The organism is Streptomyces sp. NPDC054813 (genome assembly GCF_053611365.1).
This window is the reverse complement of record NZ_JBSHAF010000011.1, coordinates 229,628-253,376: the sequence shown is the minus strand read 5'-3', so window position 1 is coordinate 253,376 and position 23,749 is coordinate 229,628. Positions and strand designations below refer to the sequence as shown.

16 protein-coding genes and 1 pseudogene are annotated in these 23,749 nt (G+C 71.0%); 9 read left to right on the top strand and 8 right to left on the bottom strand.

Annotation, left to right across the window (positions count from 1 at the left end):
* Positions 1 to 490: pseudogene (locus ACWGJB_RS23880) on the bottom strand (hypothetical protein); the annotation flags it as partial.
* Between the two features lie 597 nt (positions 491 to 1,087).
* On the opposite strand from ACWGJB_RS23880, the gene ACWGJB_RS23875 reads away from it, so the two are divergent.
* Positions 1,088 to 2,296, top strand: coding sequence for an MFS transporter (locus tag ACWGJB_RS23875; protein WP_453382148.1), 1,209 nt, complete (start codon positions 1,088 to 1,090; stop codon positions 2,294 to 2,296).
* Positions 2,297 to 2,452: 156 nt separating this feature from the next.
* Positions 2,453 to 5,116, top strand: coding sequence for a glycosyl hydrolase (locus ACWGJB_RS23870; protein ID WP_453382147.1), 2,664 nt, complete (start codon positions 2,453 to 2,455; stop codon positions 5,114 to 5,116).
* A gap of 38 nt (positions 5,117 to 5,154) precedes the next feature.
* On the opposite strand, the gene ACWGJB_RS23865 is transcribed toward ACWGJB_RS23870, so the two are convergent.
* Positions 5,155 to 5,361, bottom strand: a complete 207-nt coding sequence (locus ACWGJB_RS23865; protein WP_453382146.1) for an acetyl-CoA synthetase — start codon at positions 5,359 to 5,361, stop codon at positions 5,155 to 5,157.
* A gap of 600 nt (positions 5,362 to 5,961) precedes the next feature.
* Here ACWGJB_RS23865 and ACWGJB_RS23860 point away from each other — a divergent pair.
* The 3 genes from ACWGJB_RS23860 to ACWGJB_RS23850 are packed head-to-tail and all read left to right on the top strand — an operon-like array spanning position 5,962 to position 9,994.
* Positions 5,962 to 8,154, top strand: a complete 2,193-nt coding sequence (locus ACWGJB_RS23860; RefSeq protein WP_453382145.1) for an MMPL family transporter — start codon at positions 5,962 to 5,964, stop codon at positions 8,152 to 8,154.
* Between the two features lie 5 nt (positions 8,155 to 8,159).
* Entirely contained in the window at positions 8,160 to 9,359 is a 1,200-nt protein-coding gene (locus ACWGJB_RS23855) for a sensor histidine kinase (RefSeq protein ID WP_453382144.1), read from the top strand.
* Complete coding sequence (locus tag ACWGJB_RS23850; RefSeq protein ID WP_453382143.1) at positions 9,356 to 9,994, top strand: response regulator; 639 nt, start codon at positions 9,356 to 9,358, stop codon at positions 9,992 to 9,994. The genes ACWGJB_RS23855 and ACWGJB_RS23850 overlap by 4 nt, the downstream gene beginning before the upstream one ends.
* Positions 9,995 to 10,132: 138 nt before the next feature.
* On the opposite strand, the gene ACWGJB_RS23845 is transcribed toward ACWGJB_RS23850, so the two are convergent.
* From ACWGJB_RS23845 to ACWGJB_RS23835, 3 genes are all read right to left on the bottom strand, one after another.
* Positions 10,133 to 12,337, bottom strand: a complete 2,205-nt coding sequence (locus ACWGJB_RS23845; protein WP_453382142.1) for a bifunctional polysaccharide deacetylase/glycosyltransferase family 2 protein — start codon at positions 12,335 to 12,337, stop codon at positions 10,133 to 10,135.
* A 14-nt stretch (positions 12,338 to 12,351) separates the two neighbouring features.
* Complete coding sequence (locus tag ACWGJB_RS23840) at positions 12,352 to 13,119, bottom strand: hypothetical protein (RefSeq protein ID WP_453382141.1); 768 nt, start codon at positions 13,117 to 13,119, stop codon at positions 12,352 to 12,354.
* A 165-nt stretch (positions 13,120 to 13,284) separates the two neighbouring features.
* Entirely contained in the window at positions 13,285 to 13,782 is a 498-nt protein-coding gene (locus ACWGJB_RS23835; RefSeq protein WP_453382140.1) for a DUF1877 family protein, read from the bottom strand.
* Positions 13,783 to 14,026: 244 nt separating this feature from the next.
* Here ACWGJB_RS23835 and ACWGJB_RS23830 point away from each other — a divergent pair, with 244 nt between their 5' ends.
* The 3 genes from ACWGJB_RS23830 to ACWGJB_RS23820 all read left to right on the top strand — a co-directional run bounded on the left by ACWGJB_RS23830 (position 14,027) and on the right by ACWGJB_RS23820 (position 16,728).
* On the top strand, positions 14,027 to 14,659 hold the full coding sequence (locus tag ACWGJB_RS23830) for an RNA polymerase sigma factor (protein ID WP_453382240.1): 633 nt from the start codon (positions 14,027 to 14,029) through the stop codon (positions 14,657 to 14,659).
* An 86-nt stretch (positions 14,660 to 14,745) separates the two neighbouring features.
* Positions 14,746 to 15,510 carry a hypothetical protein gene (locus ACWGJB_RS23825; protein ID WP_453382139.1) on the top strand — a complete coding sequence of 255 codons (765 nt, stop codon included), beginning with the start codon at positions 14,746 to 14,748 and terminating at the stop codon, positions 15,508 to 15,510.
* A gap of 240 nt (positions 15,511 to 15,750) precedes the next feature.
* A complete protein-coding gene (locus tag ACWGJB_RS23820) occupies positions 15,751 to 16,728 on the top strand; it encodes a TolB family protein (RefSeq protein ID WP_453382138.1) in 978 nt (325 codons plus the stop codon).
* Here the strand turns inward: ACWGJB_RS23820 and ACWGJB_RS23815 are convergent.
* The 3 genes from ACWGJB_RS23815 to ACWGJB_RS23805 all read right to left on the bottom strand — a co-directional run bounded on the left by ACWGJB_RS23815 (position 16,716) and on the right by ACWGJB_RS23805 (position 22,315).
* A complete protein-coding gene (locus ACWGJB_RS23815) occupies positions 16,716 to 17,303 on the bottom strand; it encodes a hypothetical protein (protein ID WP_453382137.1) in 588 nt (195 codons plus the stop codon). The genes ACWGJB_RS23820 and ACWGJB_RS23815 overlap by 13 nt on opposite strands.
* A gap of 180 nt (positions 17,304 to 17,483) precedes the next feature.
* Positions 17,484 to 20,324: a PKD domain-containing protein gene (locus tag ACWGJB_RS23810; RefSeq protein ID WP_453382136.1), complete on the bottom strand. Its 2,841-nt coding sequence runs from the start codon at positions 20,322 to 20,324 to the stop codon at positions 17,484 to 17,486.
* A gap of 698 nt (positions 20,325 to 21,022) precedes the next feature.
* Positions 21,023 to 22,315 (bottom strand): S1 RNA-binding domain-containing protein, encoded by a 1,293-nt coding sequence (locus tag ACWGJB_RS23805; protein WP_453382135.1) that lies wholly within the window; start codon positions 22,313 to 22,315, stop codon positions 21,023 to 21,025.
* 237 nt (positions 22,316 to 22,552) lie between these two features.
* On the opposite strand from ACWGJB_RS23805, the gene ACWGJB_RS23800 reads away from it, so the two are divergent.
* The gene (locus ACWGJB_RS23800) at positions 22,553 to 23,728 is read left to right on the top strand and encodes an AfsR/SARP family transcriptional regulator (RefSeq protein WP_453382134.1); all 1,176 of its coding nucleotides are present in this window, start codon (positions 22,553 to 22,555) and stop codon (positions 23,726 to 23,728) included.
* The last annotated feature ends 21 nt before the right edge of the window (positions 23,729 to 23,749 follow it).

The window sequence follows — 23,749 nt, the reverse complement described above, 5'->3', positions numbered from 1 at the left end:
CCGCGGCGCTCGCGCTCGCCGCCCTCGATCGCTCCGCCTCTGCGCTCACCGCTCCGCGCCCCCGGGAGCTGCGCGGCCCGCTGCCCCCCCCCCCCCCCGCCCACCTCGCCGCCCCCCCCCCACCCCGTTCTGCCGGTGGCCCCAGACGGTGCCAGTCCGGGTGCATGTGGATGGAGCCGAGCAGGTCCATCCCCAGCGCGTCGGCCTCGTGGGATGCCTGGAGGAGGTCGTGGGAGTCCATCCACCAGCCGCGGTGTTCGTTCTCGTAGGCCGGCCCGAACTTCGGCACGATCGTCTCGCTGAACTCCTGTCGGGCCGCTGGGTCACTGGTACGGGCGTTACGGCCGAAGGCGATGCGCTGTACGTGGTACGTCGTCGCCTCCGCACTGCCGAGCAGGAGCGCGAAGCAGGGTAACGGGGCCTCGGCGGTGATGAGTTGGTACTCGCCGACGGCCGCGCCGAGAAAGCCCACGAGCGCCTGGTCGTCCATCAGGACGGTGGGAGCGGGGGTGCTACATCGGGCGTCCGGCGGACCGGAGCCCCTTGCGTCTGTCGCTGCGGACATGGGGATGTGGTCTCCGTTGAGGTGGGGGTGGGGAGGCCGGTGAAGCGGATGCCCGGCGAAGGTACTTGAGAGTTAACCGTTCGTCGCCCGGTTGCCGTGAACCGTGGGGATATCCCTACGGCTGGTTAGAGACTTGCGATCGGACGGGCCGGCGGTCCTCCTGGACCCGGCGATGCGGTCGAGGACTCCGGGCGGAGTGGCCGCGTCCTGAGCACCCCGCCTCACCCGACAGGCTGTGCATTCGCGGACACTCACCCGCCACCACATCTCGGCAGGAGACGGCCAAGCCGTGTGCGGGAGTGGACGCTTGGCGGCGGGACCTCTGTCAAAGCGGGAGGTCGTCAGGCAGGATCCGGAACGTCCTGTGGCGGCCCGAGCGACGTACGGCCCGGAAGTCCCGTCGGGCGAGGGGGAGGAGATCACACCGGTGTCCGTTCGCGAGGTGGTCCCGGTCGCCGCGGCAGCCCTCACCCCGGCCGACGTCACCATGGCGCTCGACCGCTTCCCGGAGATCCTGTACCCGTGACAGAACCCAGCAGCGCATCGCGACCGACCGGACGCCGCCCCGCCTGGCTGACCCGCAACGTGAAGGTGCTGTGCGGGGTGTCCTTTCTCCAGGACGCGGCCAGTGAACTCCTCTATCCGATCCTGCCCATCTTCCTGACCGTGGTGCTCGGCGCCCCGCCCGTCGCGGTCGGCGCCATCGAGGGAGCGGCCGAGGGGGCCGCCTCGATCACCAAGGTGGCCGCCGGGCGCCTGGCCGACCGGTTCGCCCGCCGGCCGCTGATCGGTGCCGGGTACGGCCTGGCCGCGGTCGGCAAGCTGCTCATCGCGCTCGCGACCGCCTGGCCGCTGGTCCTCGTCGCCAGGGTCACCGACCGGCTCGGCAAGGGCATGCGCGGGGCGCCTCGCGACGCGCTGCTCGTCGAGGGCGTTCCGAACGGACAGCGCGGCAAGGTGTTCGGGCTGCACCGTGCTGCCGACACCGCCGGCGCGGTGGTCGGCCCGCTCGTCGGGCTGGTCCTGTACGAGGCGCTCGACCACCGGTTGCGCCCGCTGTTCTGGATCGCCGTGATCCCCGCCGTCGCATCGGTCGCGCTGGTCGCCGCCGTCCGCGACCCCCGAACCGAAGAGGCGGCAGGCTCCCCGACGCGGGCCGCCCGCACACCCTGGCGGTCCCTGCCCCGCCCCTACTGGCGGGTTCTCGGGGTGCTGCTCGCCTTCAACCTCGTCAACTTCCCCGACGCGCTGCTGCTGTTGCGCGCCCACGACCTGGGCCTCTCGACGGCCGGGGTGGTGGGCGCGTACGCCGTCTACAACCTCGTCTACGCCGCCCTGTCCTACCCCGCGGGGGCGCTGTCCGACCGGCTGCCACGCCCGCTGGTCTTCGCCGCCGGTCTGGTCTTCTTCGCGATCGGCTACCTGGGCCTCGGCCTGATCCACAGCCCCTGGTCGGTGTTCGTGGTGCTGCCGCTCTACGGCGGTTTCGCGGCCTGCACCGACGGCGTCGGCAAAGCCTGGATCTCCACGCTCGTCCCCGACCACCAGCAGGGCACCGCGCAGGGCCTCTACCAGGGCGCCACCGGCGCCGCCGTCCTGCTCGCGGGCGTGTGGGCCGGGCTCGCCTGGGGCGCCGACGGCCACCTCCCGCTGCTGATCTCCGGCGGCATCGCGCTCGTGCTCGCCGGTGTGCTGCCGGCCGTTGCCCGCGCCCGGACCGCGGCTTTCTGACCCGGAGTCCCCGATGAAGGCGCGCTGAGCCGGTCGGCTTCCGGCCATCTGTAGTGACAGGTTCTGGTCAAGGACTGTCCAAGTGCCGGACGCCTCCCGCCGCCGGTGGTCGGGTCGTCCCCGACGGCTGTACCCGTTCCCGTTGGGGAGGACCTGGTGTCAGCACCAACCCGCAAGAGACGATGGCTCACGATCTGCGCCATCACCGCATCCGCCGCACTCGTGGCGATACCCGCCGGCGCCGCGCCCGGCCCGGACAGCGGCCCCTTCGGGGCCCGCGCCCTCGCTCAACTCGCCGCCGAACGAGGGCAGTCGGTAGGCGCCGTCAGCCCCAGGGCGAAGGCCCAGGACGACGGCGGCGGTGACGACGGCAACGAGGCCGACGAGATAGCCGAGGGCGCGGACCAGTACGCGGAGGCCCGCACCTCACCCGGCGTCGTCGCACCGGGTGCGTACGGAGCCGCCTGGACGAGCCTGACCAACCTGCCGAGCACCGGCGGAAGTTGGCGCAACATCACCGATCTGCCGTACAACTCCGACGACCCGCGCTATCGCGACTACGACTCCAACTCCAGCGGCGGCTCGGGCAACGTGACCGGCCGGATGGCCGCGATGGCCGCCGACGACGACGGGTACGTGTACGCGGGCAGCGCGGGCGGCGGAGTGTGGCGCTCGCACACCGGAGGAGGGCGCTGGCAGCCCATCAGCGACAAGCTGCCCTCGCAGTCCACCGGCGCGCTCGCGCTGGACGGCGCCGGACGGCTGTGGCTGGGCACCGGCGAGGCGACGACCAACGCGGACGCCTACCTCGGCAGCGGCGTCTACGTCCTGTCCGACCCGCACCACGGCACGTTCTCCGCCCGCAGCCGGGTCGGCGGCGACGAACTGGAGTCCACCACCATCCACGAGCTGCGCTTCGGCGGCGGCAAGGTGTGGGCCGCGACCAGCGAGGGCGTGTGGAGCCACTCCACGAAGAAGCTCAGCGGCGCCTGGAAGCTGGAGTTCGCGCCCAACCCCGACTATCTGCCGGGCGGTTCCCTCGCGAACGACGACTCGGCCGCGTACAAGAACATCGCCAACGACATCGCGATCGACCCGAAGGACCCGTCCAAGGTGGTCCTCGCGGTCGGCTGGCGCAGCGGTGACGACTACAACGGCTTCTACACCAAGGGCTCCGACGGCACCTGGACCCGGATCACCGGCGGCCTGGGCGACCTGCCCGCCGACCCGGACGACGTCGGCAACGTCACCTTCGCCCGCTCCGCCGACGGTTCCCGCTACTACGCCATCGACCAGTCCCCGGAGCAGCTGAACACCAACCCGGACAGCGGTCTTGAGGGCATCTACGTCTCCAAGTCCGGCTCGCCCACGGGCCCCTGGACGAAGATCGCCGACTACCGGGGCCTGGCCGCCGACGGCTCGGCGCTCACCTCCAGCGGCTACATGCCGGGCGTGCAGGCCTGGTACAACCAGTTCCTGGCCGTCGACCCGGCCAACGCGGAGCACGTGTACGCCGGCCTCGAAGAGGTCTACGAGACCAAGGACGGCGGCACCAGCTGGTCGACCGTCGGCCCGTACTGGAACTTCGGCTTCCCCTGCTGGTCCATCGACCCGACCAAGCAGACGGGCGATTGCAGTCAGACCACCCACTCCGACCAGCACGGCGTGGCGATCGGCAGCTACCACGGTAAGAGCTTCGTCTACGTCGGCAACGACGGCGGCGCCTACAAGCGCCCGGTCAACGGCACCCAGGACGCCTCCGGGCACGCCACCGACTGGACCTCGCTCAACGACGGCACCATCGACACCCTCCAGTACTACTCGGTGGGCGTCGGCAAGGACCTGACCAACGGCGGCGTCTCCGTCACCGGCGGCCTGCAGGACAACGGCCAGTCGATCCTGCGCAGCAACGACAAGGTCATGGGCTCCGACTTCGGCGGCGACGGCGGCGACACGCTGACCGACCCGGCCAACGGCTGCAACCTCGCCGAGGAGTACGTCTACCTCGCCATCCAGGTGACCCAGAACTGCGCCGTGAACGACGGCGGTTGGGTCACCGACCCCAGCAAGGTCACGTCGTACAACGTCGCTCCCGCCGACAACGCCACCGGCGAGGCCCGCTTCATCGCCCCGCTCGCGGCCGACGCGAAGAACCCGGCGACCTGGATCGCCGGCGGCCGCCACATCTGGGTCCAGACCCACGGCTACGCCATCCGCAGCGGCGACGAGTGGACCAGCGTGTACGACCTCGGCGCCGGCCGCACCGCGACCGCCGTCGCGGCCGCGGGCGGCAAGGTGTACGCGGCCTGGTGCGGCCCCTGCAACAACCAGGGCTTCGCCCGCGGCATCTCCGTGGGCAACGCGGACGGCACCGGCTGGCACGACATCGCCCTCCCGGCCACCGGCGCGGACGGCACCGTACCCAACCGCTACCTCGCCGGCTTCGCCGTCGACCCCAAGAACGCCGACCACGTCTACCTCGCGGTCAACGGTTTCTCCCGGCACTGGACCGAGGGCCCCGGCGCCGGCGTCGGTCATGTCTTCGAGTCCACCGACGGCGGCACCACCTGGAAGGACATCTCGAAGAACCTCCCCGACGTGCCGACCAACTCCGCGGTCGTCACACCGAACGGCGGCCTCGCCGTCGCCACCGACCTCGGCGTCGTCTACCGCGCGCCGGGCCGTACGACCTGGCAGCGCATCGGGAACCTCCCGGCCGTCGCCGTGCTCCAGCTCAAGCTGGGCCCGGACGGCAGGACGCTGTACGCGGCCACCCACGGCCGCGGCATCTACACGATCGACGTGCGCGACTGCCACTGACGCAGCGACGTCACAGGGGTGATCCCGGGTTGCCGGGGTCACCCCTGCGTCGTGTACGGCACCACACTCACGTGCAGAGTGAAGGCGACCCTCGCCGCACCCGCCACGTCCGGCGCCTTCGCCGACGCGGTGACCTCGGCCGCACCGGCCCGGGTCCCCGCACACCGCAGCGAGGCGTAGGACGTACCGTCCGCGTCCACCCGCCATCCGGACGCCAGGACGAGAACCGGCGCGGAACTCCGCACGGCCGTCCACCGCTTGTCATCCGTGCGAGGCCGCAGGACGAGCGACACCACAGTCCCGGGCCGCACACAGAGTCGCTGTTCGACCGCGTCACCAGGACTGACGGTGACCTCCGCGTGCCCAGCGGCACACCTCCCCGGCGAAGCGGAGGGACTGGTGGCCGACACCGACGGGCCTTCCCCGGCCGGGCTCCCGGTCGGCGCTGCCGGTGTGTGCGTCGACGCACTGGCCGACGGCCCCGCCGAGCCGCTGCTCTCCGACGGTCCTCCCACCGATGCGCCACCTTCCGACGCGTGGCACCCCGCCAGGGCAACCACCACGGCGACCATCCATCCCCCGGCCCACCACCGCATCCCAGCACCTCCCGGCCCGCGCGTAGGACCACCAGCATGCCCTGACGACGCCGCCGAATCCCCCACACCTGCCGCGAAGGGCTGACGGCTGGTCGCCCGTCGAGCGGCGTCCGGCTCGCGAAACGGATCGCAAGGCGATCCAGGGAACGCGCGGAGGTCTCTTCCGGTCGAGGTCCACCGATCGGTGGACGCGAAGTTCAACCAGACACCTCTGTCCGTCAACTGGGCTGGCCAGCAAGGCTCTTGGGTATGAACTCATTAACTGTCCGTATGGCGCGTTGGAGCGCTCGGCACCCCTGGCGGGCCGTCGTCGGCTGGCTCGTGTTCGTGGTGCTGTGCCTGGGGATCGGCAGTGCCGTCGGCACGCACAGCGCGACGACGGCCGACTACCGGGTCGGCGAGGCCGGCCGGGCGGAGGCGATGGCCGCCGAGGGACATCTGGAACGCAGGTCCACCGAGCAGGTGCTGATCTCCTCCCGGTCGGGCCCCCTCGACCGGGCCGCGGCCGAAGCCGCCGCGAAGGACCTGACCGCCCGGATGGAGCGGCTGCCCGAGGTGGCGGGCGTGGCCGACCCGCTGCTGTCCGGGGATCACCGGATCCTCATGGTCGAGGTGGCCCTGAAGGGCGAGGAACGGGACGCGAAGGACAAGGTCGACGCGCTGCTCGCGCAGACCGAGGCCGTGGGGAAGGCGCGTCCGGCGCTGCTGCTGGAGGAGACCGGGAGCCCCTCCATCAGCAAGGGAGTCGACCGGCAGCGCGGCGACGATCTGGCGCTGTCGGAGGAGATCACGCTGCCCATCACCCTGATCACCCTGTTGGTCGTCTTCGGGTCGGTGACCATGGCAGGGGTGCCGCTGCTGCTCGCTCTGTCGTCGATCGCGGCGGCCGTCGGGCTGTCGATGGTGGCCTCGCACCTTTCCCCCGACGCCGGGGTCGGCACCAACGTCATCCTGATGATCGGCCTCGCCGTCGGCGTCGACTACACGCTCTTCTACCTCAAGCGGGAGCGTGAGGAGCGCGCCCGCTCGGGCGGCCGGCTGAGCTCCGAGGCGCTGGTGGAGCTGGCCGCGGCAACCTCGGGCCGGGCGGTCGTGATCTCCGGACTCGCGGTCGTGGCCTCCACCGCGACGCTGTATCTCGCCTCGGACGTCATCTTCTCCTCGCTGGCCACCGGCACCATCGTGGTCGTGCTGGTCGCGGTGGCCAGTTCCCTGACGGCGCTGCCGGCGCTGCTGGTCAAGCTCGGGCAGCGGGCCGAGCGCCGGGCCCGCCGCAGGGCCCTGCGCGGAAAGCCGGCGCGCCGGACGCGGGGCGACGGCGGCGGCCGCGTGTGGGCCGCGCTGCTGCGGCCGGCGAGCAGGCACCCCCTGGCCACCCTGTGCGTCTCCGTTCTCGCCCTGCTCGCCCTCGTCACCCCGCTGGCCGGGCTGAAGATCACGGAGATGAGCCGGGACACGCACTCCCGGGACATCCCCGCCATGAGGGTGTACGACCGGCTCAACGACGCGTTCCCCGAGCAGCGGGTCACGCACCAGGTCGTCGTACGTGCCGACGCCGCGCGCTCCGGCGAGGTCACCCGGGCGCTGGGCGAACTGGTCCGACGCGCCGACGCCGACCCGCTGTTCGCCGGCGCCTCGGGCATCCGGACCTCCGCCGACCACCGGATCAGCGTGCTCGAACTGAAGGTGCCCTACCTGGGCAACTCCGAGCAGGCGTACGAGTCCCTCGACCACCTGCGGGACGACTATCTGCCTGCGACCGTCGGCCGGATCGACGGGGCCGAGTCCGGAGTGAGCGGGGACGTCGCCCGGTACGCCGACTATCCCGCTCACCAGAACAGCAAACTCCCCCTGGTTCTCGGGGCGTTGTTGCTCGTGACCTTCGCGATGACCACATACGCGTTCCGCTCGGTGGTGCTGGGCCTGATCGGTGTCGTACTGAACCTGCTGTCCGCGGCGGCGGCGCTCGGACTGCTCGTCCTGGTCTTCCAGGGCACCTGGGCCGAAGGGCTGTTGGACTTCCACTCCACGGGTTCGATCGGCTCGCGCGTACCGCTGTTCCTCTTCGTGATCCTCTTCGGGCTCTCGATGGACTACCAGGTGTTCGTGGTGAGCCGGATCAGGGAGGCCGTGCTCGCGGGCGCGTCCACGAGGCAGGCCGTGCTCGACGGAATCCACCGGTCGGCGAGCGTGGTGACAAGCGCCGCGGTGGTGATGACGACCGTGTTCGTGAGTTTCGTCTTCCTGCACATCATCGAGATGAAGCAGATCGGCTTCGTCCTCGCGGGGGCCGTGCTGCTCGATGCCTTCGTCGTCCGGATCATGGTCCTGCCGTCGGCGATGCTGCTGCTCGGTGAGGCGAGCTGGTGGCCCTCGCGGGCAGCGGAGCGAAAGGCGGCGGCTCAAATCGCCGACGGGCAACCGGTGGTCGACGTACGTTGATCGGCATGACTGCTCTCGCCGACCCCTCGGCCGACGCCTTCTGGGCCACCTCGCTGCGCCGGTGGAACGCGGTGTGCTGGGCGCTGTTCGGTGCGATGGCCGTCGGGCTGGTGACGACCGCACCGTCCGGCGGGAGCAAGTACAAGGCGCTCGCGCTGCTCGGCTGGGTGGTGCTGTGCTACGCGGTTCTCGACCGCTTCCCGGGGAATCCTGTCGTACGTCCGCGGGTCTACCTCTCGGTGCTCGTGCTCGCACTAGGCGGACTGGCGTATCTGGGCAGCAGTTATGCGGCGCTGTTCATGGTGACGCTGCCGCACTACTGGATGTTCGGGCGCACTCCGAGGGCTTCGATGGGGTTCCTCGCAGTGGCCACCGGTGCCACGCTGGCCGGGAGCCTGGTCCGGCAGGGCTGGTCGGCGGAGTTCTTCGGCGAGACGCTGGTGTCCACCCTGATCGTGGTCGCGGTGGGCGTACTGATCGGCCTGTGGGCGCACTCGGTCGTCGCGCAGAGCAACGAACGGGCACGGTTGATCGAGGAGTTGGAGCGGACGCAGGCGCAGCTGTCCGAGGCTCACCAGCGACAGGGCGCGGCGGACGAACGGGAACGCATCGCCCGGGACATCCATGACACGCTCGCGCAGGGCTTCGCATCGATCATCGTGCTCGCGGAGGCGGCACGGGCGGCCATGCCCGACGATCCGTCGCGCAGTGCCCAGCAGCTGCGGTCGATCGAGTCCACTGCTCGGGAAAACCTGGCCGAGGCCCGGGAGCTGGTCGGTGGGGTGCAGCAGCCGGGTACGGGCGGGACAACGGGAGGCTCGGTGACGCAGACTCTGCGCCGTACGCTGGACCGCTTCGCGGAGGACACCGGGCTCGCCGTGGACGCCGACCTGGCAGACCTGGAGTGCGACCAGCAGACCCGGATCGCGCTGCTGCGCTGCACCCAGGAGTCCCTGGCCAACGTGCGCAAACACGCGCGCGCGTCCACGGTCGGCGTGGTGCTGGTCCGGCGTCCGTACGGAGTGGAACTGGAGATCACCGACGACGGGACCGGATTCGTGGTGGAGGAGTCGACGGGCTTCGGGCTCTACGGCATGCGCAAACGACTGGCGGAGCTGGGCGGGAGGTTCACGGTGACGAGTTCGGTGGGAGACGGGACGCGGATCCTGGCGATGATCCCCACGGCGGACGAGGCCGGAGCATGAGCGAGGGGGCTCTGCGTATCGTCGTGGTGGACGATCACACCGTCATGCGGGCCGGCGTGGTCGCCCTGCTCGCCGCCGAGAACAGCATCGAGATCGTCGGTGAGGCGGGCGACGGGCGCGCGGCGCTCGGACTCGTGGAGCGGTACGACCCCGACGTCGCCCTGGTCGATCTGCGGATGCCCGTCCTGGACGGGGTGGCGACGACGACCGAGATCGTCGCCCGGTATCCGCGTACCCGGGTGCTGATCCTGACGACGTACGACACGGACACGGATATCGAGCGCGGTGTGGAGGCCGGTGCCATCGGCTATCTGCTCAAGGACACCACCCGCGAACAGCTCGTCGACGCCATCCACGCGGCGGCACGCGGCGAGACGGTGCTGGCTCCCCGGGTCGCCGAGAAGCTCGTGGCGCGGATGCGGCGCCCCGTCCAGGATCCGCTGACCGACCGCGAGACCGACGTCCTCGGCGCGGTGGCCGACGGCCTCACCAATGCCGAGATCGGCAGACGCCTCGTGATCGCCGAGGCCACGGTGAAGACGCATCTGCTGCGGCTGTTCGCCAAACTCGATGTGAACGACCGGACGAGGGCGGTGGTGGTGGCCATGGAAAGGGGGCTCCTGCGACGGCCTTAGAGGAGCCGTGCCTGCCGCCCCGGCGCGGGTCCCGACGCCCCGCCGCCCAGGACGACCGCGCCGAGCGGCAGCCACGCCCGGCAGCGGAATCCGGTGCGGACCGGCGTTGTCGTCGCGGGTCCCGGGGCGAACCCGGGTTCAGGCGGGGACCCGCGGAGGGCGGTCCTCGGCGGGGGGTTCCGCGCCCGCCGGTGCCCGCAGGCTGCCGTAGCGCTCCATGCGCTGCCACCGCAGCCGCGAGCCCGACACCGCGGTGAAGACGGACTGGATGACCACCAGGTACATCAACTGGCGGTAGACGAACTGCTGCAGCGGCAGGCTCCACAGCGGGCCCGGGCGTTCTCCGTCCAGGCGGAACGCGTACAGGCCCATCAGCAGTTGCAGGAGCAGGAAGGTCAGCCAGAGGGCGGTGATTCTGAGCGGGTCGAGGAAGACCAGGCCGTAGAGGGCGAAGACGTCGACCACGGGGGCCAGCAGGGGCAGCAGGACCTGGAAGAGGAGGAGGTAGAGCAGGCCCCGGCGGCCGAGCCGGCCGGCGGCGCCGCCCTGCACCAGCGCGCCGCGGTGCTTCCACATCGCCTGCAGAGTGCCGTAGCACCAGCGGTACCGCTGCCGCCACAGGGCGCCCAGGGACGCGGGCGCCTCGGTCCAGGCCACCGCGCCCTCCTCGTACACCACGCGCCAGCCGGCGCGGCACAGTGCCATGGTGAGGTCGGTGTCCTCGGCGAGGGTGACGTCGCTGACCCCGCCGACGGCGAGCACGGCCCGGCGCCGGAACGCCCCGACCGCTCCGGGCACGGTCGGCATGCACTCGGCGAGGTCGAACAGGCGACGGTCGAGGTTGAAACCGACCACGTACTCGATGTGCTGCCAACGACCCAGCAGACCACCGCGGTTGACGACCTTCGTGTTGCCCGAGACGGCACCCACCCGGGGGTCGGCGAAGGGCTGCACGATCGTGCGGACGGCATCGGGTTCGAAGACGGTGTCGCCGTCGACCATGACCACCAGGTCGCAGGTGGCCGCGGCCAGACCGGTGTTGAGCGCGGCGGGTTTGCCCGCGTTCCGCTGCCGGATCACCCGCACCCCCGCCAGACCCAGGGACTCCACCAGATCGGCGGTGCCGTCGGTGGAGCCGTCATCCACCACGATGATCTCCACCGGATGGTCCGAGGCGACCAGGGAGCGTACGGCCGCCTCGATTCCGGCGCTCTCGTTGTACGCCGGGACGATGACGCTGACCGGTTCGGTCACCGGCGGCCCCCAGGGCCTGGCCCGGCGCCCCGTCCGCAGCCGGCGGTGCCTGCGGGCCGCCACCAGTACGACCGCCGCGCGCAGCACGCTGATCACTCCGGCCGCGTACATCAGCACGTCGAGCAGCCGGACGGCCCAGTCGCCGAGCTGCAGCATCTTGATGAGGGCGATTCCCTGGAGGTGGTCGCCCGGTCCGGCGGGCTGGACGGGGTCGGCCATGCCGACCGCGGCGCCGACCGTCGAGAACCGGAAGCCCTGTGCCTCGAGCCGGGGGATCAGGGTGTTCAGGGCGGCGACCGTCTGGGAGCGGTCACCGCCGGCGTCGTGCATCAGCACGATCTGCCCGGCCTTGCCGTGCGGTGTCGCGTTCGCGACGACGCGGGCCGTACCAGGACGCTGCCAGTCCTCGGCGTCCAGGGTGGAGAGCACCGTGACGTACCCGGCCGTGTCGGCCTGCTTCAGGACGGACCAGTCGGCGTCGTCCAGCGCGTCGTTCTCCGAGGAGTACGGCGGCCGCAGCAGCGCGGTGGTGACGTCGGCCGCGCCGGCCACCGCCAGCTGGGTCTCGCGCAGCTCCAGCGAACGCTGCCACGGGGCGAGGCGGGAGAGGTCGGGGTGGGTGAAGGTGTGGATGCCGATCTGGTGGCCCTCGGCGACGATCCGCCGGACCAGTTCCGGGTGGGCCACGACCTGGGTGCCGACGACGAAGAAGGTCGCGTGCACATGGTTGCGGCGCAGCACGTCGAGGATGCGTGGCGTCCAGACGGGGTCCGGGCCGTCGTCGAAGGTGAGGGCGATGGTGCGGGCCTTCGGGCGGGCGGTGTGCGGGGAGCCGGCGGCGTTCGCGATCACGGGGCCGCCGTGGACCACCTGGCCGGGCACCGTGTCGGCACGGCCGCGGGGGCCGGTCACGTCGTCCGAGGTGATCGCGAACATGTGGTGGGTGTAGCCCTGCAGCAGGAGGGCCGCCGACAGGGTCACCACGAGCACGCACAGCAGCAGCCAGTGGGTGCGGGGTGTGACCCGGCGGGTACGGCCGCGGCGGCGGGGCACGGCGGAGCGGCGTCGGCGATCGGTCGGATCGGTCACGTCAGGGCCTTGGGTCACTTCTTGGGCTTGTGGGACGCGGCGTTGGCGCGCCCCTTGGCGGAGGGCGCGTCGGTGCCGGTGGCACTGGCGCCGGTGGTGGGACCGGCGGTCGCGGTGGGACCGGCGGTCGGGGAGGTGGTTCCGGTGGGCGTCGCGGTGGTGGCGGATACGGCCACGGGGGCGGTCGCGGCTGTCGGCCGGCCGGTCTTGCCGGAGGTCGTCCGCGGCGCCGTGGGACCGGAGTTCTCGTACGCCGCGCCGGAACTCGCGCTCTCCGCCGCCTGGCCGGCGCCGGCGGGGGAGCCGGGGGTGGTCGCGCGGGGCGTGGCCGGGTGCGTGGTGTCCGGGAGCGGGACGAACGGAGCGCTGATGGTGGGGCCGCCCAGCAACGTGCTGACCAGCAGGGCGACATAGACGCCGGCGGGGAGCACCAGCAGTCGTGCGGCGCGCCGCACGCGGCGCTGGCGGCGCCCGGAGGCGTCCACGAAGACGGGCCGTGCCGGATCCTTCACCGCTGTGTCCGGCTCCGATGCGGGACTGTCGAAGTCGTCGTGGTCCGTCGGCAGCACGGTGATGACGTCACCGTGCGGAGAGTCCCACTCCGTCGTGGCGAGGTGGTCCGGCCCGGCAACGTGCAGGGGCGCGCCGGCGGCCCGGGGCTCCGGCATGGCCGTGTCGGTGGTGGTGCCGCCGGTCCCCTCGTGGCCGAGGGCGTACCCGTACCCGACACCGCCGTACGGATCCTCGCCGTACGCTCCGCCGCTGTCGCCCGTCCACTGCACGAGTCCTGCCTCCTCTCCAGGCCGACCGGCATGGTCGTCCGCATGGAAAGAGCGCAGAGGGCCGAAACTGTTACACCTCCCACCTCGGACAGCCACATCTCCCACTCCGGACACCCACACGTCCCGCCGCGGATCGCCACCCCTCATGCCGGGGATCGCCACCCCTCACGCCGCGGATCGCCACTTCACCACCGCGTCCCCGCACTCGGCCGTGTGCGCGTAGAACACCCGCAGCTCCCGGTGCGCCGCGGCGAACGCACCCCATGCCGCCGGCTCCGCGGTCACGCCGCCGTAGCGGGGGAGCAGTCCGTCCCGGGCGAAGTCCCACAGCGCGTCGAAGTCGGCCTGCTCCAGGAATCCGGCCACCCGACGGGCCTGGGCCGCCGTGAGCACCAGCAACGGTGGCTTCCGCCGGTCGGTGCGGAACACGGGGCGGCCACCGAGCACCACCTGGGCCTGGGGGCGGTCCCCGGGACCGTCCGGCTCAGCGCCGGTGTAGATGCGCTCCTGATCCAGACAGCACTCGTCCAGCACCTCCTCCCGGTAGCGGTCGATCCGGTGCCGGTCGGCCTCGGAATCGTTCGCGAAAAGCCGTTCCAGCCATGTCGGACTGTTGCGCAGTGCGGGGGCCGGCACTGCTCGCAGACGGAGATACGCACTCATGACAGAGTGAGCGCACGAGGGCGCCAAAGCATCACGCGGCCCGGACGGCGCCGATCCCGCCCCGTCGCGGTCGCACCTGCCGAAGCAGGCGGATGAGCGGCGGGCCCGGTGTTGCCGCGGAGGACTCCTGCCGCGTTGTGACATTTCTGTGAGGGCGCACGCTGGTCACCTTGGGGCCGTCGATGCGACCGGAGCACGGCGGACGGCGTGAATTCGGCTGTGATCGGTGCGAACGAGGGCAATTTTGGGCCAGGTACGGCAACCCCGGCGTGTGCACGAGTACGACGGGGAACTGGGCGCGGCGGTCGCGCGGGCCCAGGACGGCGACGAGACCGCCTTCGCGGTCGCCTACCGGATCGTGCAGCCGGGCCTGCTCGGCTACCTTCGCGGCGTCGTCGGCGACGAGGCGGAGGACGTGGCGTCCGACGCCTGGCTGGAGATAGCCCGCGACCTCGGACGGTTCAAGGGCGACGGGGCCGGCTTCCGCGGCTGGACCGCGACCATCGCCCGGCACCGGGCGCTGGACCACCTGCGTCGCCGGCGGGTGCGGCCCCAGGCGGGCGGTACCGACCAGGACGTACTGGATCTGGCCGGCCCGTACAACACTCATGAGCAGGCCCTGGAGTCCCTCTCCACCGAGCGGGCCCTGGAGTTGCTCCGCGGACTGCCGCCGGACCAGGCCGAGGCCGTGCTCCTGCGCGTGGTGGTCGGTCTGGACGGTCCCGCCGCCGCACGGGTCCTGGGCAAGCGCCCGGGGGCGGTGCGCACGGCCGCCCACCGAGGTCTGAAACGCCTTGCACGTCAGCTGGGCGTCGGTGGCGAGGCGGCGGAGGGTGTGACGGATGTGGCTTCCCGCACGCTGGGGGAGTCGACATGAACGACAACGACGACAGGACCGACAGGCAGGCGCCGGAACCGGGACAGCGGACGAATCGAAGCGGTCGGACAGGAATGGAGGCGGACATGGGTGACCGGCTGAGCGGCGACGGAGTACGGGGCCGTCGACGTGGGCAGCCCGGCGCCCTGTCCGACCACCGGGACGCGGGTGACGACGCCGCGCTGGAAACGGCACTGGCCGCCGCCGTCCGCGCAGGCGATCCGGTGCCCCAGAGCGAGCAGCGGGCCGTGGCCGAGTTCCGGGCCGCCCGCGACGCGGGCGCGCATCGCGCACGTACCCGGCGCCGGGACGACTGGCGGCCGGTGGCGGAGCGGCGGGCCGGGCACCCGGCGAAACTGACGTTCGGCGTGGTCTTCGCCAGCCTCGCCCTGGGGGGTGTGGCGGTCGCGGCCATCGGTTCCGTCGGGTCCTCCGCCGAGGGTGCCGGCGACGGCCGGGGAACGGCGAACCCGTCGGCGGCGGCCGCCTCGAACCGGCCGAGCGACGCGGCCTCGCCACCGTCCTCCGGCAGCCCCGCGCCGACGGACCGACCCGCCACGGCCCAGGACACCGAAGCCCACTGTCGTGCCTACGAGCAGGTCCAGGGCCATGGCAAGGCTCTCGGCGCGACAGCCTGGCAGCGACTGGTCGCGGCCGCCGGCGGTACGGACAAGGTCGCCGCCTACTGCTCTGATCAGCTGGCACAGGCGCCGGCCAAGCCGAGCCGGTCGGCCGGCGCGGGCAAGTCCGGCGAGGGCGCCGCGAACTCCGCAAACGGCACGGCGGGCAACTCCGGCGCTTCCGGCAACAGCCAGGCGAACGGCGGCCAGGGCAACGGCAAGAACAAGTAGCCCCCGGCCGCCCCGTCGTCGTAGTCGGCACCGGCGCGCAGGCCCTGGTTCCGGGCGCCCGGTGCGACCCGCTATTGCACAGTTGTGACGGCGAGCGCACAGCTCCGTCATCCTCTGTGGGAAGACTCCTCTCATCGCGAGGGGCAGCGAGCCGAGCGGACCGGTTCTGGTTCCGGGGACGGCGGGCGATTCCCGCGAGACTCTCGTCGCAGCGTCATTCACATCCCTGGGGGAACCTCGATGTCCGCTCGTAACCGTCGGAGTACCGCGGCCGTCATCACCGCGGGTGCCGCCGCACTGCTCACCCTGTGCGGCGCGGCCGCCACCGCGATGGCTGCTCCGTCCTCCGGCGGTGATGCCAAGGGCAGCGCCGCGATGGTCGCCGCAGCCGCGTCCGCCCACACACTCACCGTGCCCAGGGGACTCACCATCAGCGACGGCACCCGCCACGTCATGGTGAACGGCAAGTCCATCGACTTCGGCACCATTGTCCGCGACCTGGCCTGGAACCCCAGCGGCAGCAAGGCCGCCTTCGTCGACGGACACGGCGACCTCGTCGTCTCCGACCCCGACGGCAGCCACCGCGTCACCGTCGCCGCCAACCCGGGCGGGCAGACCTGGTCCCATCCCACCTGGCAGGTGACCGCCGCCGACCGGGCGAACCGGATCCCCGCGAAGAACAACCTCATCTTCTCGGCCAAGATCCACGGCAGCACCGTCCTGGAGGGCGTCAAGGCCACCAGCAACCACGGCAAGCCGGCCAGGATCAGCCTGAACGGTGACCCGGGAGACGGCAACGTCCCCCAGACCGACAACACCTGGCCGAATGTCGGCGGCAGCTACGGCTCGGCCGTCTACGAGAACACCCACACCGGCGAGGTCTACATCCGCGACGACTACCTGCGGCAGCAGGGCGGCGCGCTGACCAAGGGTTCCGAGCCCGCGCTCTCCCCCGACAACGAGGAGGTCGTCTTCGTCCGCTCCGTCCACGGGCACGACCACCTCTTCGTCGAGGACTTCGGCGGCTCCACCAACGTCGTCAAGGACGTCACCCCCAACGCCACCACCGACTACACCGAGCCCACCTGGTCGCCCAACGGCAAGACCATCGCCTTCCGTGCCCCGACCGGTACGTACACCATCACGAAGACCGCCCACGGCTTCGGCAAGCCCGTCAAGGTCTCCAAGCACACCGGCCTGCCCGCCTACCGCGGCTGACCGCCACCCAACCGGCCTCCGGAGCGGGCGAGTTCGGCCTGGAGCTCCGGCAGGTGCTGGTCGGCCGTGTCATGCGGCAGGTACTCGACCACATCGAGAAAACGGAACAGGACCTGGGTCTTGGTGACGGCGAACTCGTAGTCGCCGTACCCCACCACGGCACCCATGTCCCCACGCACAGCGCCCCGGACGACATGCGCGGTCATGTCGTCCGGGCTTTGTGCCGTCAGCCCCCGCCGCGCGTTGGGGCGCGCCAGATACGGGCAGACCATCGAGGCGTAGAGCATGCACGCGCGGTGCCCCGGAGCCTCCAGGGTCGCCGCCATGTTGCGGTACGGCCGCCCGGCAGCAAGCGCCTCGCGGATCGCGGAACTCTCCGCGGCGCCGACCACCCGCCACACCGGACCCTTGGGGATCAGGGTGTTGCAGACCGAACACAGCCGCTGTCGCGCGCACTCGGCGCTGCGCCCGTAGTCGGTGAGCGCGAACTGGGGCTGGTCCCCCTCCCACGGTGTGATGGCGGGCACGGGATAGCCACGGCTGTCACGAGGTCTGGCCTCGACGGTCGCCGGCATGGGAACGGAGTCGAAACGCACACCCCATGGTGAACCAGATGGCCTCGCCACCGCCACGGTTGTCAGGCATGTACCAGCCCGGCGTCCACCCGGCGCCGGATGGAGGACCTGCGGATGCGTTCACCGTCGGGGCCGGGACATGAGGCCGTCCAGCGGCCGGAGCGGGCGCGGGGTTCGCCGTCAGCCGATGTAGCCCTCGAGGTCGGCGACGACGTCGAGGGATCCGTTCGCGTTGTGGATGTGGATGTTGCCGTTGGTGTCGACCGGGATCACAGCCAGGACCGGGCGGGTTTCGCCGGTGCTCAGGCTGTCGTTGTAGACGTTGGGCAGGCTGCCGGCGCCGTACGCGGTCAGGTGGGTACCGCTGGTCGGCGCGACGCCGGTGAGGTTGACCAGCACGGCGGCCGCGCCGGCCGGGACGCCGTGGACTCCGGCGACCTTCACGGTGAGGGTGCTGTTCGCGCCGAGCGGTCTGGCCGGGGCGCCGGTGCCGTTGCGGGTGTCGAGGAAGCGGGTGGGGGTGGCCGGGACGAAGGGGCTGCCCCAGCCCCCATCCAGGTTGATGTAGGTCCCCTGGAGGTCGGCGATCAGGTTGACGTGTCCGCCGCCGTTGTAGATCTCGATCTTGCCGCCGCTGCACACCTTTGTCACGACCAGGTTGGAGACGGTCTGCCCGGTGCGGTAGTTGAGGTTCGACGTGATCGGGCGGCTGCCGCAGTAGACGGTGACCACGCCGCTGCTGGTGCCTCCCGTCGCGGTGATGTCGAGGACGGCACCGACGGTGCCCCGCAGTTGTGCCGCCTTCGGCAGGGTGAGGGTCGTCGTGCTGCCAGGCGCGACCTTGGCCTTGGGTGCGCCGGTGCCTTCGCGGGTGTCCAGGACCCGAGTCGGGGCGACGGGGTAGAGGTAGCTCATGCGGGAGTCGGTCGTGCTGGACTTGGTCGCGAAGTAGCCCTGCACGTCGGCGATGAGGTCGACGTGACCGCGGGCGTTGTACAGGTCGACGTAACCGTCCGTGCCCACCCGGACCGTGACCAGGTTCGGGTTGGTCCGCCCGGCGGTGAAGTCGAGGTTGGACGCGGTCGGGCGGCTCGTGCCGTGCGGGTACGCCGTGACGTAGCTGCTCGCGGTGGCGTCGGCGTCGGTGACGTTCATGGTCACCGCGGTCACCCCGGAAGCCGGGATGCCGCCCACGCCGAGGACCTTGAGGCGGACCACGCCTCCGGGACCCACCTTCCGCTTGGGTGCGCCGGTGCCGCTGCGGGTGTCCAGGACGCGCTTCGGACTGACGGCGACGTAGGCCGGGCCGACAGTCGCCCGGGTGGTGTCGGTGGCCGTCCGTCCGTCGGAGTCGGTGAGCCGCTGGGTGACGGTGTAGGTGCCGGCACGGGCGTAGGAATGCTGGACGTAACCATCGGCGTCCGTCACCGAGACCGCCGCCGAGCCGTCGCCGAAGGTGATCCGGTCGCTGGTGATCGAGTAGCCGGTGTAATCGGAGGCGGTGAAGTTGCAGATTCCGGTGTCCGGCAGGCTCGGTGTGGTGGTGTCGCAGCCGATGCTCCCGGCCAGCGGCGGCAGGGGATCGACCGGGTAGGAGCTGGACTCGGAGCCCAGCTTGCTGCCGCTCGCCCGGTACACCGTGACCGTGGCGTTGACGTCGGTGCCCGTGGTGGGCTGCGTGTATGTGTGGGTGACCGAACCCGTCGTGGACGTGACCGTGGCGCCGTCCCCGAAGCCGAAGGCGTAGCCGTAGCCATCGAGGGAGTCCGACCACGGGTTGTAGATGCTCTCCGTGAAGGTGACCGGGATGCCGACGTACACGTGCGTGGGCGAGTGGGCGAATGTGCCCAGGCTCAGCGGGTCCAGGAACTCGAGCGCGCCGCGGTCGTAGTCACCGGCACCCGTCCCGGTGTCGGTGACCAGCGGGTCGTCGGTCCGCCGCACCGTGCGGAGGTCGGTGGAGAGCTCACCGGGCGCGTCGGCGTCGGCCGAATCGATCAGCGGTGAGTGCTCCGAGGGCGAGGTGGAGAGCGTCACGTCCGTCTGGTCCAGGTCGTGAGATCCCTGACCCGTGCCGGTCCGGAACGCCTGGCTGGTGGCGTACGCGGTGCCGGCCCAGTCGTAGTCGGTCCCCGTGGACCGGGGGTTGACCGCGTTGTAGTCCGCGGTGACCTGCGGCGCGGAGGAGGCGTCTGCGGTGATCTCGGCGGGTGTGCCGGTACCGGAGCAGGTGGTCGACGAGTCGGCGAGCGCGACCGTGTTCTCCACGGACCCGGAGCTGTTGTCGGTCAGGCTGACGGCGTTGCCGCAGAGCGTCCTGATGGTGTCACCCGCCAGGTGGAGGCCCGTGGTGCCGGCTGCCGAGATGCCTCCACCGGTCTGAACGAGATCGTCGGCCAGCGTGATGTCCTGTGCTCCGGCTGCGCTCGCGAAGGCCAGGCCGTCGGATTGGGGGCTGATGCGCAGCCGGGTGAGCGAGATGCCAGAGGACGAGCCGTCGACAGCGATCGTCTCGGCGGTACCGGGGGCGATCGGAGACGTGGCGACCGAGCCGGTGTCGTAGGAGATGTGCTGGGACTGGGAGAACACGAGGGTGCTTGCCCCGAGCGACCCGAGATTGAACCCGGTCATGTCGACGTATTGGGCGCCGGAGAAGGCCATCGCCGGCGTCGAGGTCCTGCTCACGACGACGTTGCCGGTGGTGGACGAGCTGTTGCCGGAAGCCATGGCGAAGGTGATGGGCCCGTCCGCAGTGCCGGCTGACGCGATGGTCACCGGGGCGTACGGGATCGCGTTCCGCGCCACGTAGACGGTGTCCCCGGGTGCCGCCGCAGCTGCGGCCGGCTGGATCTGGCAGAAGGGTTCCGCCTGCGAGCCGGGTCCGGTGTCGCTGCAGTCGGCGGCGGCATCATCTACGTACAGGGCCGTGCCGGTGTCGGCGTGGGCGACGCCGATACCGGGACCGCCGATCAGCACGGAGAGGACGGCAGCGGATGCCGAGAGCAGTCGCCTGCGGCTCATGGACGTGTTCCCCCCGGGCCGTTGGACGACGGACGTCGGTGCGCACGGCCGGCTACTGAGATCCAGGCACCTGTCTGCTGGAGTTGGCGGAACGATATGGCACATCGGGCGCGGACAGATCATCGGAATGGGGCTCCCCTGCCGTCAGCGAGCCTCTTGAGGCAAATCTTGATCAATCGAAGAGCGTCGCACTGCAGATTTTTGGGCCTCCCATTACCCACGCCGCGCACTGCCCGGTCAGCGCCCCCGTGAGCCAGTCCACCAAGTCGTAGACCGCGCCGCGGTAGGGGGCGTCGACGCGGAACTCCTCCGCGCCCCGCTGAAGCTCGCCGAGGAAGGCCGCGGTGAGTACGGCGACGATCTCATGCGGCGTCTTGTGGCGGAGGCGATCGCCCGCGCGCCGGCCACGCCGAGGCGATGAGACCGCCCGATGCTGTCACGCGTGCGGAGCGGTCGCAGGGCCTGCCGAGTCTCGAAAACCTGCGGGAACCTCTCCTGGCCACGCCTCGAGTTCGGTTCTTGTCACCCGCTCCATGGAGAAGGCCCAGGTCAGAGACCCGGGCCTTTTTGCTGTCCATCGTGTTCAGTTGTCGCGGGCCAGATTCGTGCCAGAAGGCTGATCGTCGGGTTCGCCGGCCTCCCTTTGAAGGCGGTGCCCTGCCGACTGCTACGGCGGCAGGGCACCGGGAGGACTCCGGTCAGGCGGCGACCTCTTGATCGTCGACAGGCTCCAGGATCTCCTTGACCAGGACCCGGTCCCGCTGCGGGTCGACCGACAGGATCTCGACCCAGATCATCTCGCCGGGCTCGATCTCGCCGGCGTTGAGGTCTTGGCGCAGTTCCTCCGACATGGCGGTGCAGTGAAGGATGACCGGCCGGCTGCGTCCGGGCAGCTTGAGCAGCGCGTAGCCGCCCTGGCCCTCCGGCTTGGCCCTGACGACCTCGCCGTCGAACCGGTCGCCGGCCGAGAGCCGAGCCTCCTCCCGTGCGGCCGGGGAGATCCGCGGAACCGTGGCGAGGGGCCGACTCTGGCTCAGCGGCTTGATGAGCCGCAGTGAGATCCGCCGCCGCTCGGTGTCCATGCGGACCACCGCGACCTCCACGTCGTCCCCGGGTTCGAGTCGGGCCGCGGACACCACGTCCGACTTGGCGAGCAGCCCGTTGACGCCGTGTGAGATGTGGACGAAGACGCCGAGCGTGGGGTGGACGTTGTGGACGGTGCCGGTGAACACCTTGCCCACCGGGTAGTCGGCGCTCAACGCCGGCCAGGGGTTCAGGCTGCCGGCCAGCAGCGTGTACCGCATGTCCCCGCGGGCGTCCACGTCGAAGGCGCCCTGGAGCCGGGTACCGACCTCGTACTTGGCGGTCATGTCGGTCACCAGCCGGGTGTAGTCCACGTCCGCGTGGGACAGCACACCGTGCCGACCGTCGTCCGTCTCGACCACCACGAACTCCCGGGACGCGGAGACGACACGGGCCGGCACCGACACCGTACCGCCGCCGATCATCGGCAGAAGCGTCATCTCGACCACGGTCTCCTCGCGTACGGCCTCCAGTGCCAGGCGCAGTTCCTCACGCATCCGGTTCATGTGGGCGTAATGCGAGGAGTAGGTGATCGTCCGCAGGTCCTTCACGTCCGCAGGAATCTCCTTGAGGTCCTGCGTCAGGTAGATCATCTTCTTGCCGAGGAGATAGGCCCAGGCGAACTCGATCGACACGTTCACGGACTCGTCCGAGAAGACGACCAGAACGATCTCGGCCTGCTGGATGCCCTTCCACACCGGCGTGAGGACGGAGTCGCCGCCGTACAGGGAGTCGGCGCGGACCGCCGTCATCCCCAGGCTGGAGATGAGCGGCATGAGCTCCGACTTGAAGAAGCTGTCGTAGTCGAAGAGCTCTCCGTCGGGCGCCGTCTTGACGCCGAAGGGTGTGGCGACGAAGACGTTGCCGGGGATGGGACGCTCGTCGCGGGTGAGTCGGTGGCTGACCATGATGCTGCTCCTGTCGGGTGGTGCGCTGGACCCTCCGCGGTCGGCGGAGGGGGGGTCGGTTCGACCACGACCTGAGCGTGCGCCTGAGGTCCTGACACGGTCATCCGCCGCTTCGCTGACACTTGGCGCCACTCCGAGCGCACTGTCAGCCCCTGTGTCAGCGAAATGTCAGCGGGCCAGGGGGAGTATTCGCCGCAACCTGTGCCAACTGCTCTTAAGGGCTGTAAATTTGACTATGTGCCAGCATCACATCCCGCGTCCGGCTCACCCGCCGGCAGACTGCACATCCGGCTCCTCGGCGCGCTCCAGGTGACCGGCGAGGACGGAGCCCCGCGGAAGTTACCCCCGCAGGACAGACGGAAGTTGCTGCTGAGACTCGCGGTCGCCTCCGACGCGGTGCCCGTCGAACAGCTCTGCAGGGTACTTGAGCGGGACAGGGGTGCCTTGCACGCGCTCAAGAGTCGACTCGGCAGTGACGGCTACGAAGTGGAGCACGTGTCCGGGAGCTACCGCCTCGTCCCCGGGCGATACAGCGTCGACCTGCACGAGTTCATGGCCGGGATCGAGGCGCTGTCCCCGGACACCCCGGTGAGCGAGCTGGACCGGCTGGCCCAGATGTGGACCGGTGACCCGGCCCGTGAACACGACTCACTGCCCGAGGAGACCTGGCAGCCCGCCCGGCGCGGGCTGCACCGGCTGGCCGAGGTGCTGTGCGCGCTCCCTGAGGTGGAGCGCCCCGCCTCCGCCCAGGCTCTGCCGCGTATCTTCGACACGGACCGCCCCCTGCGTGCACTGGCCCCCACCCCGCCCCGGAAGAACCTGCTCATCGTGGACGACACGGACGCCGACGAACTGGGCGACCGGCTGATGGGCCGTTATGAGGTCATCCCGCTGAAAGGCATGTCGGAATGGCGGGGCTTCCGCGCCAGCCCCCGGTTGCACGAGGTGGACGGAGCACTGATCGACCTGCACCTGGACGACCGTGCCACGTCGAACGGCATAGAGATCATCGAGTACCTCTGCGCGTACACACGGATTCCCACCGCCCTCGTCTCCGCCTACCCGCCTGCCGAGATCGGCGAGTTGAACGGCACCTTTCTCCAGCGGCACCGGCTGCTGCGCGTCGTACCGAAGGGCAAGAACGGGCGTGAGCTCTACGACCTTCTCGACGAGGTGGCGAAGGAACTGCTCGACGACGCCCCTCGTTACCGGCTGTTGCGGCTGAAAGCGGAACTCGCCCACTGCGTCTTCCTGCTGGAGGAGGAGCGGGCCCACCCGCGCAACCGGACCGCCCGTGCGTCGGCCATCCCCTGGAAGCACAAGCAACGCCGCGCCGAAGAGGCGATCGCACTCGGTCACGTCCAGAACGCGTCGCGTCTGGTGGGCGAGTTCCGTAACAGAGACTGGAGCTGAGCGGGCCCACGGGGCCGCGGC

What these genes read in the sequence shown, in the direction of transcription:
- ACWGJB_RS23815 (WP_453382137.1), bottom strand. Translation starts at nt 17,303, where the DNA reads ATGCCGGCGACCGTCGAGGCCAGACCTCGTGACAGCCGTGGCTATCCC.
- ACWGJB_RS23835 (WP_453382140.1), bottom strand. Translation starts at nt 13,782, where the DNA reads ATGAGTGCGTATCTCCGTCTGCGAGCAGTGCCGGCCCCCGCACTGCGC.
- ACWGJB_RS23810 (WP_453382136.1), bottom strand. Translation starts at nt 20,324, where the DNA reads ATGAGCCGCAGGCGACTGCTCTCGGCATCCGCTGCCGTCCTCTCCGTG.
- ACWGJB_RS23805 (WP_453382135.1), bottom strand. Translation starts at nt 22,315, where the DNA reads ATGGTCAGCCACCGACTCACCCGCGACGAGCGTCCCATCCCCGGCAAC.
- ACWGJB_RS23820 (WP_453382138.1), top strand. Translation starts at nt 15,751, where the DNA reads ATGTCCGCTCGTAACCGTCGGAGTACCGCGGCCGTCATCACCGCGGGT.
- ACWGJB_RS23825 (WP_453382139.1), top strand. Translation starts at nt 14,746, where the DNA reads ATGGGTGACCGGCTGAGCGGCGACGGAGTACGGGGCCGTCGACGTGGG.
- ACWGJB_RS23850 (WP_453382143.1), top strand. Translation starts at nt 9,356, where the DNA reads ATGAGCGAGGGGGCTCTGCGTATCGTCGTGGTGGACGATCACACCGTC.
- ACWGJB_RS23860 (WP_453382145.1), top strand. Translation starts at nt 5,962, where the DNA reads ATGAACTCATTAACTGTCCGTATGGCGCGTTGGAGCGCTCGGCACCCC.
- ACWGJB_RS23855 (WP_453382144.1), top strand. Translation starts at nt 8,160, where the DNA reads ATGACTGCTCTCGCCGACCCCTCGGCCGACGCCTTCTGGGCCACCTCG.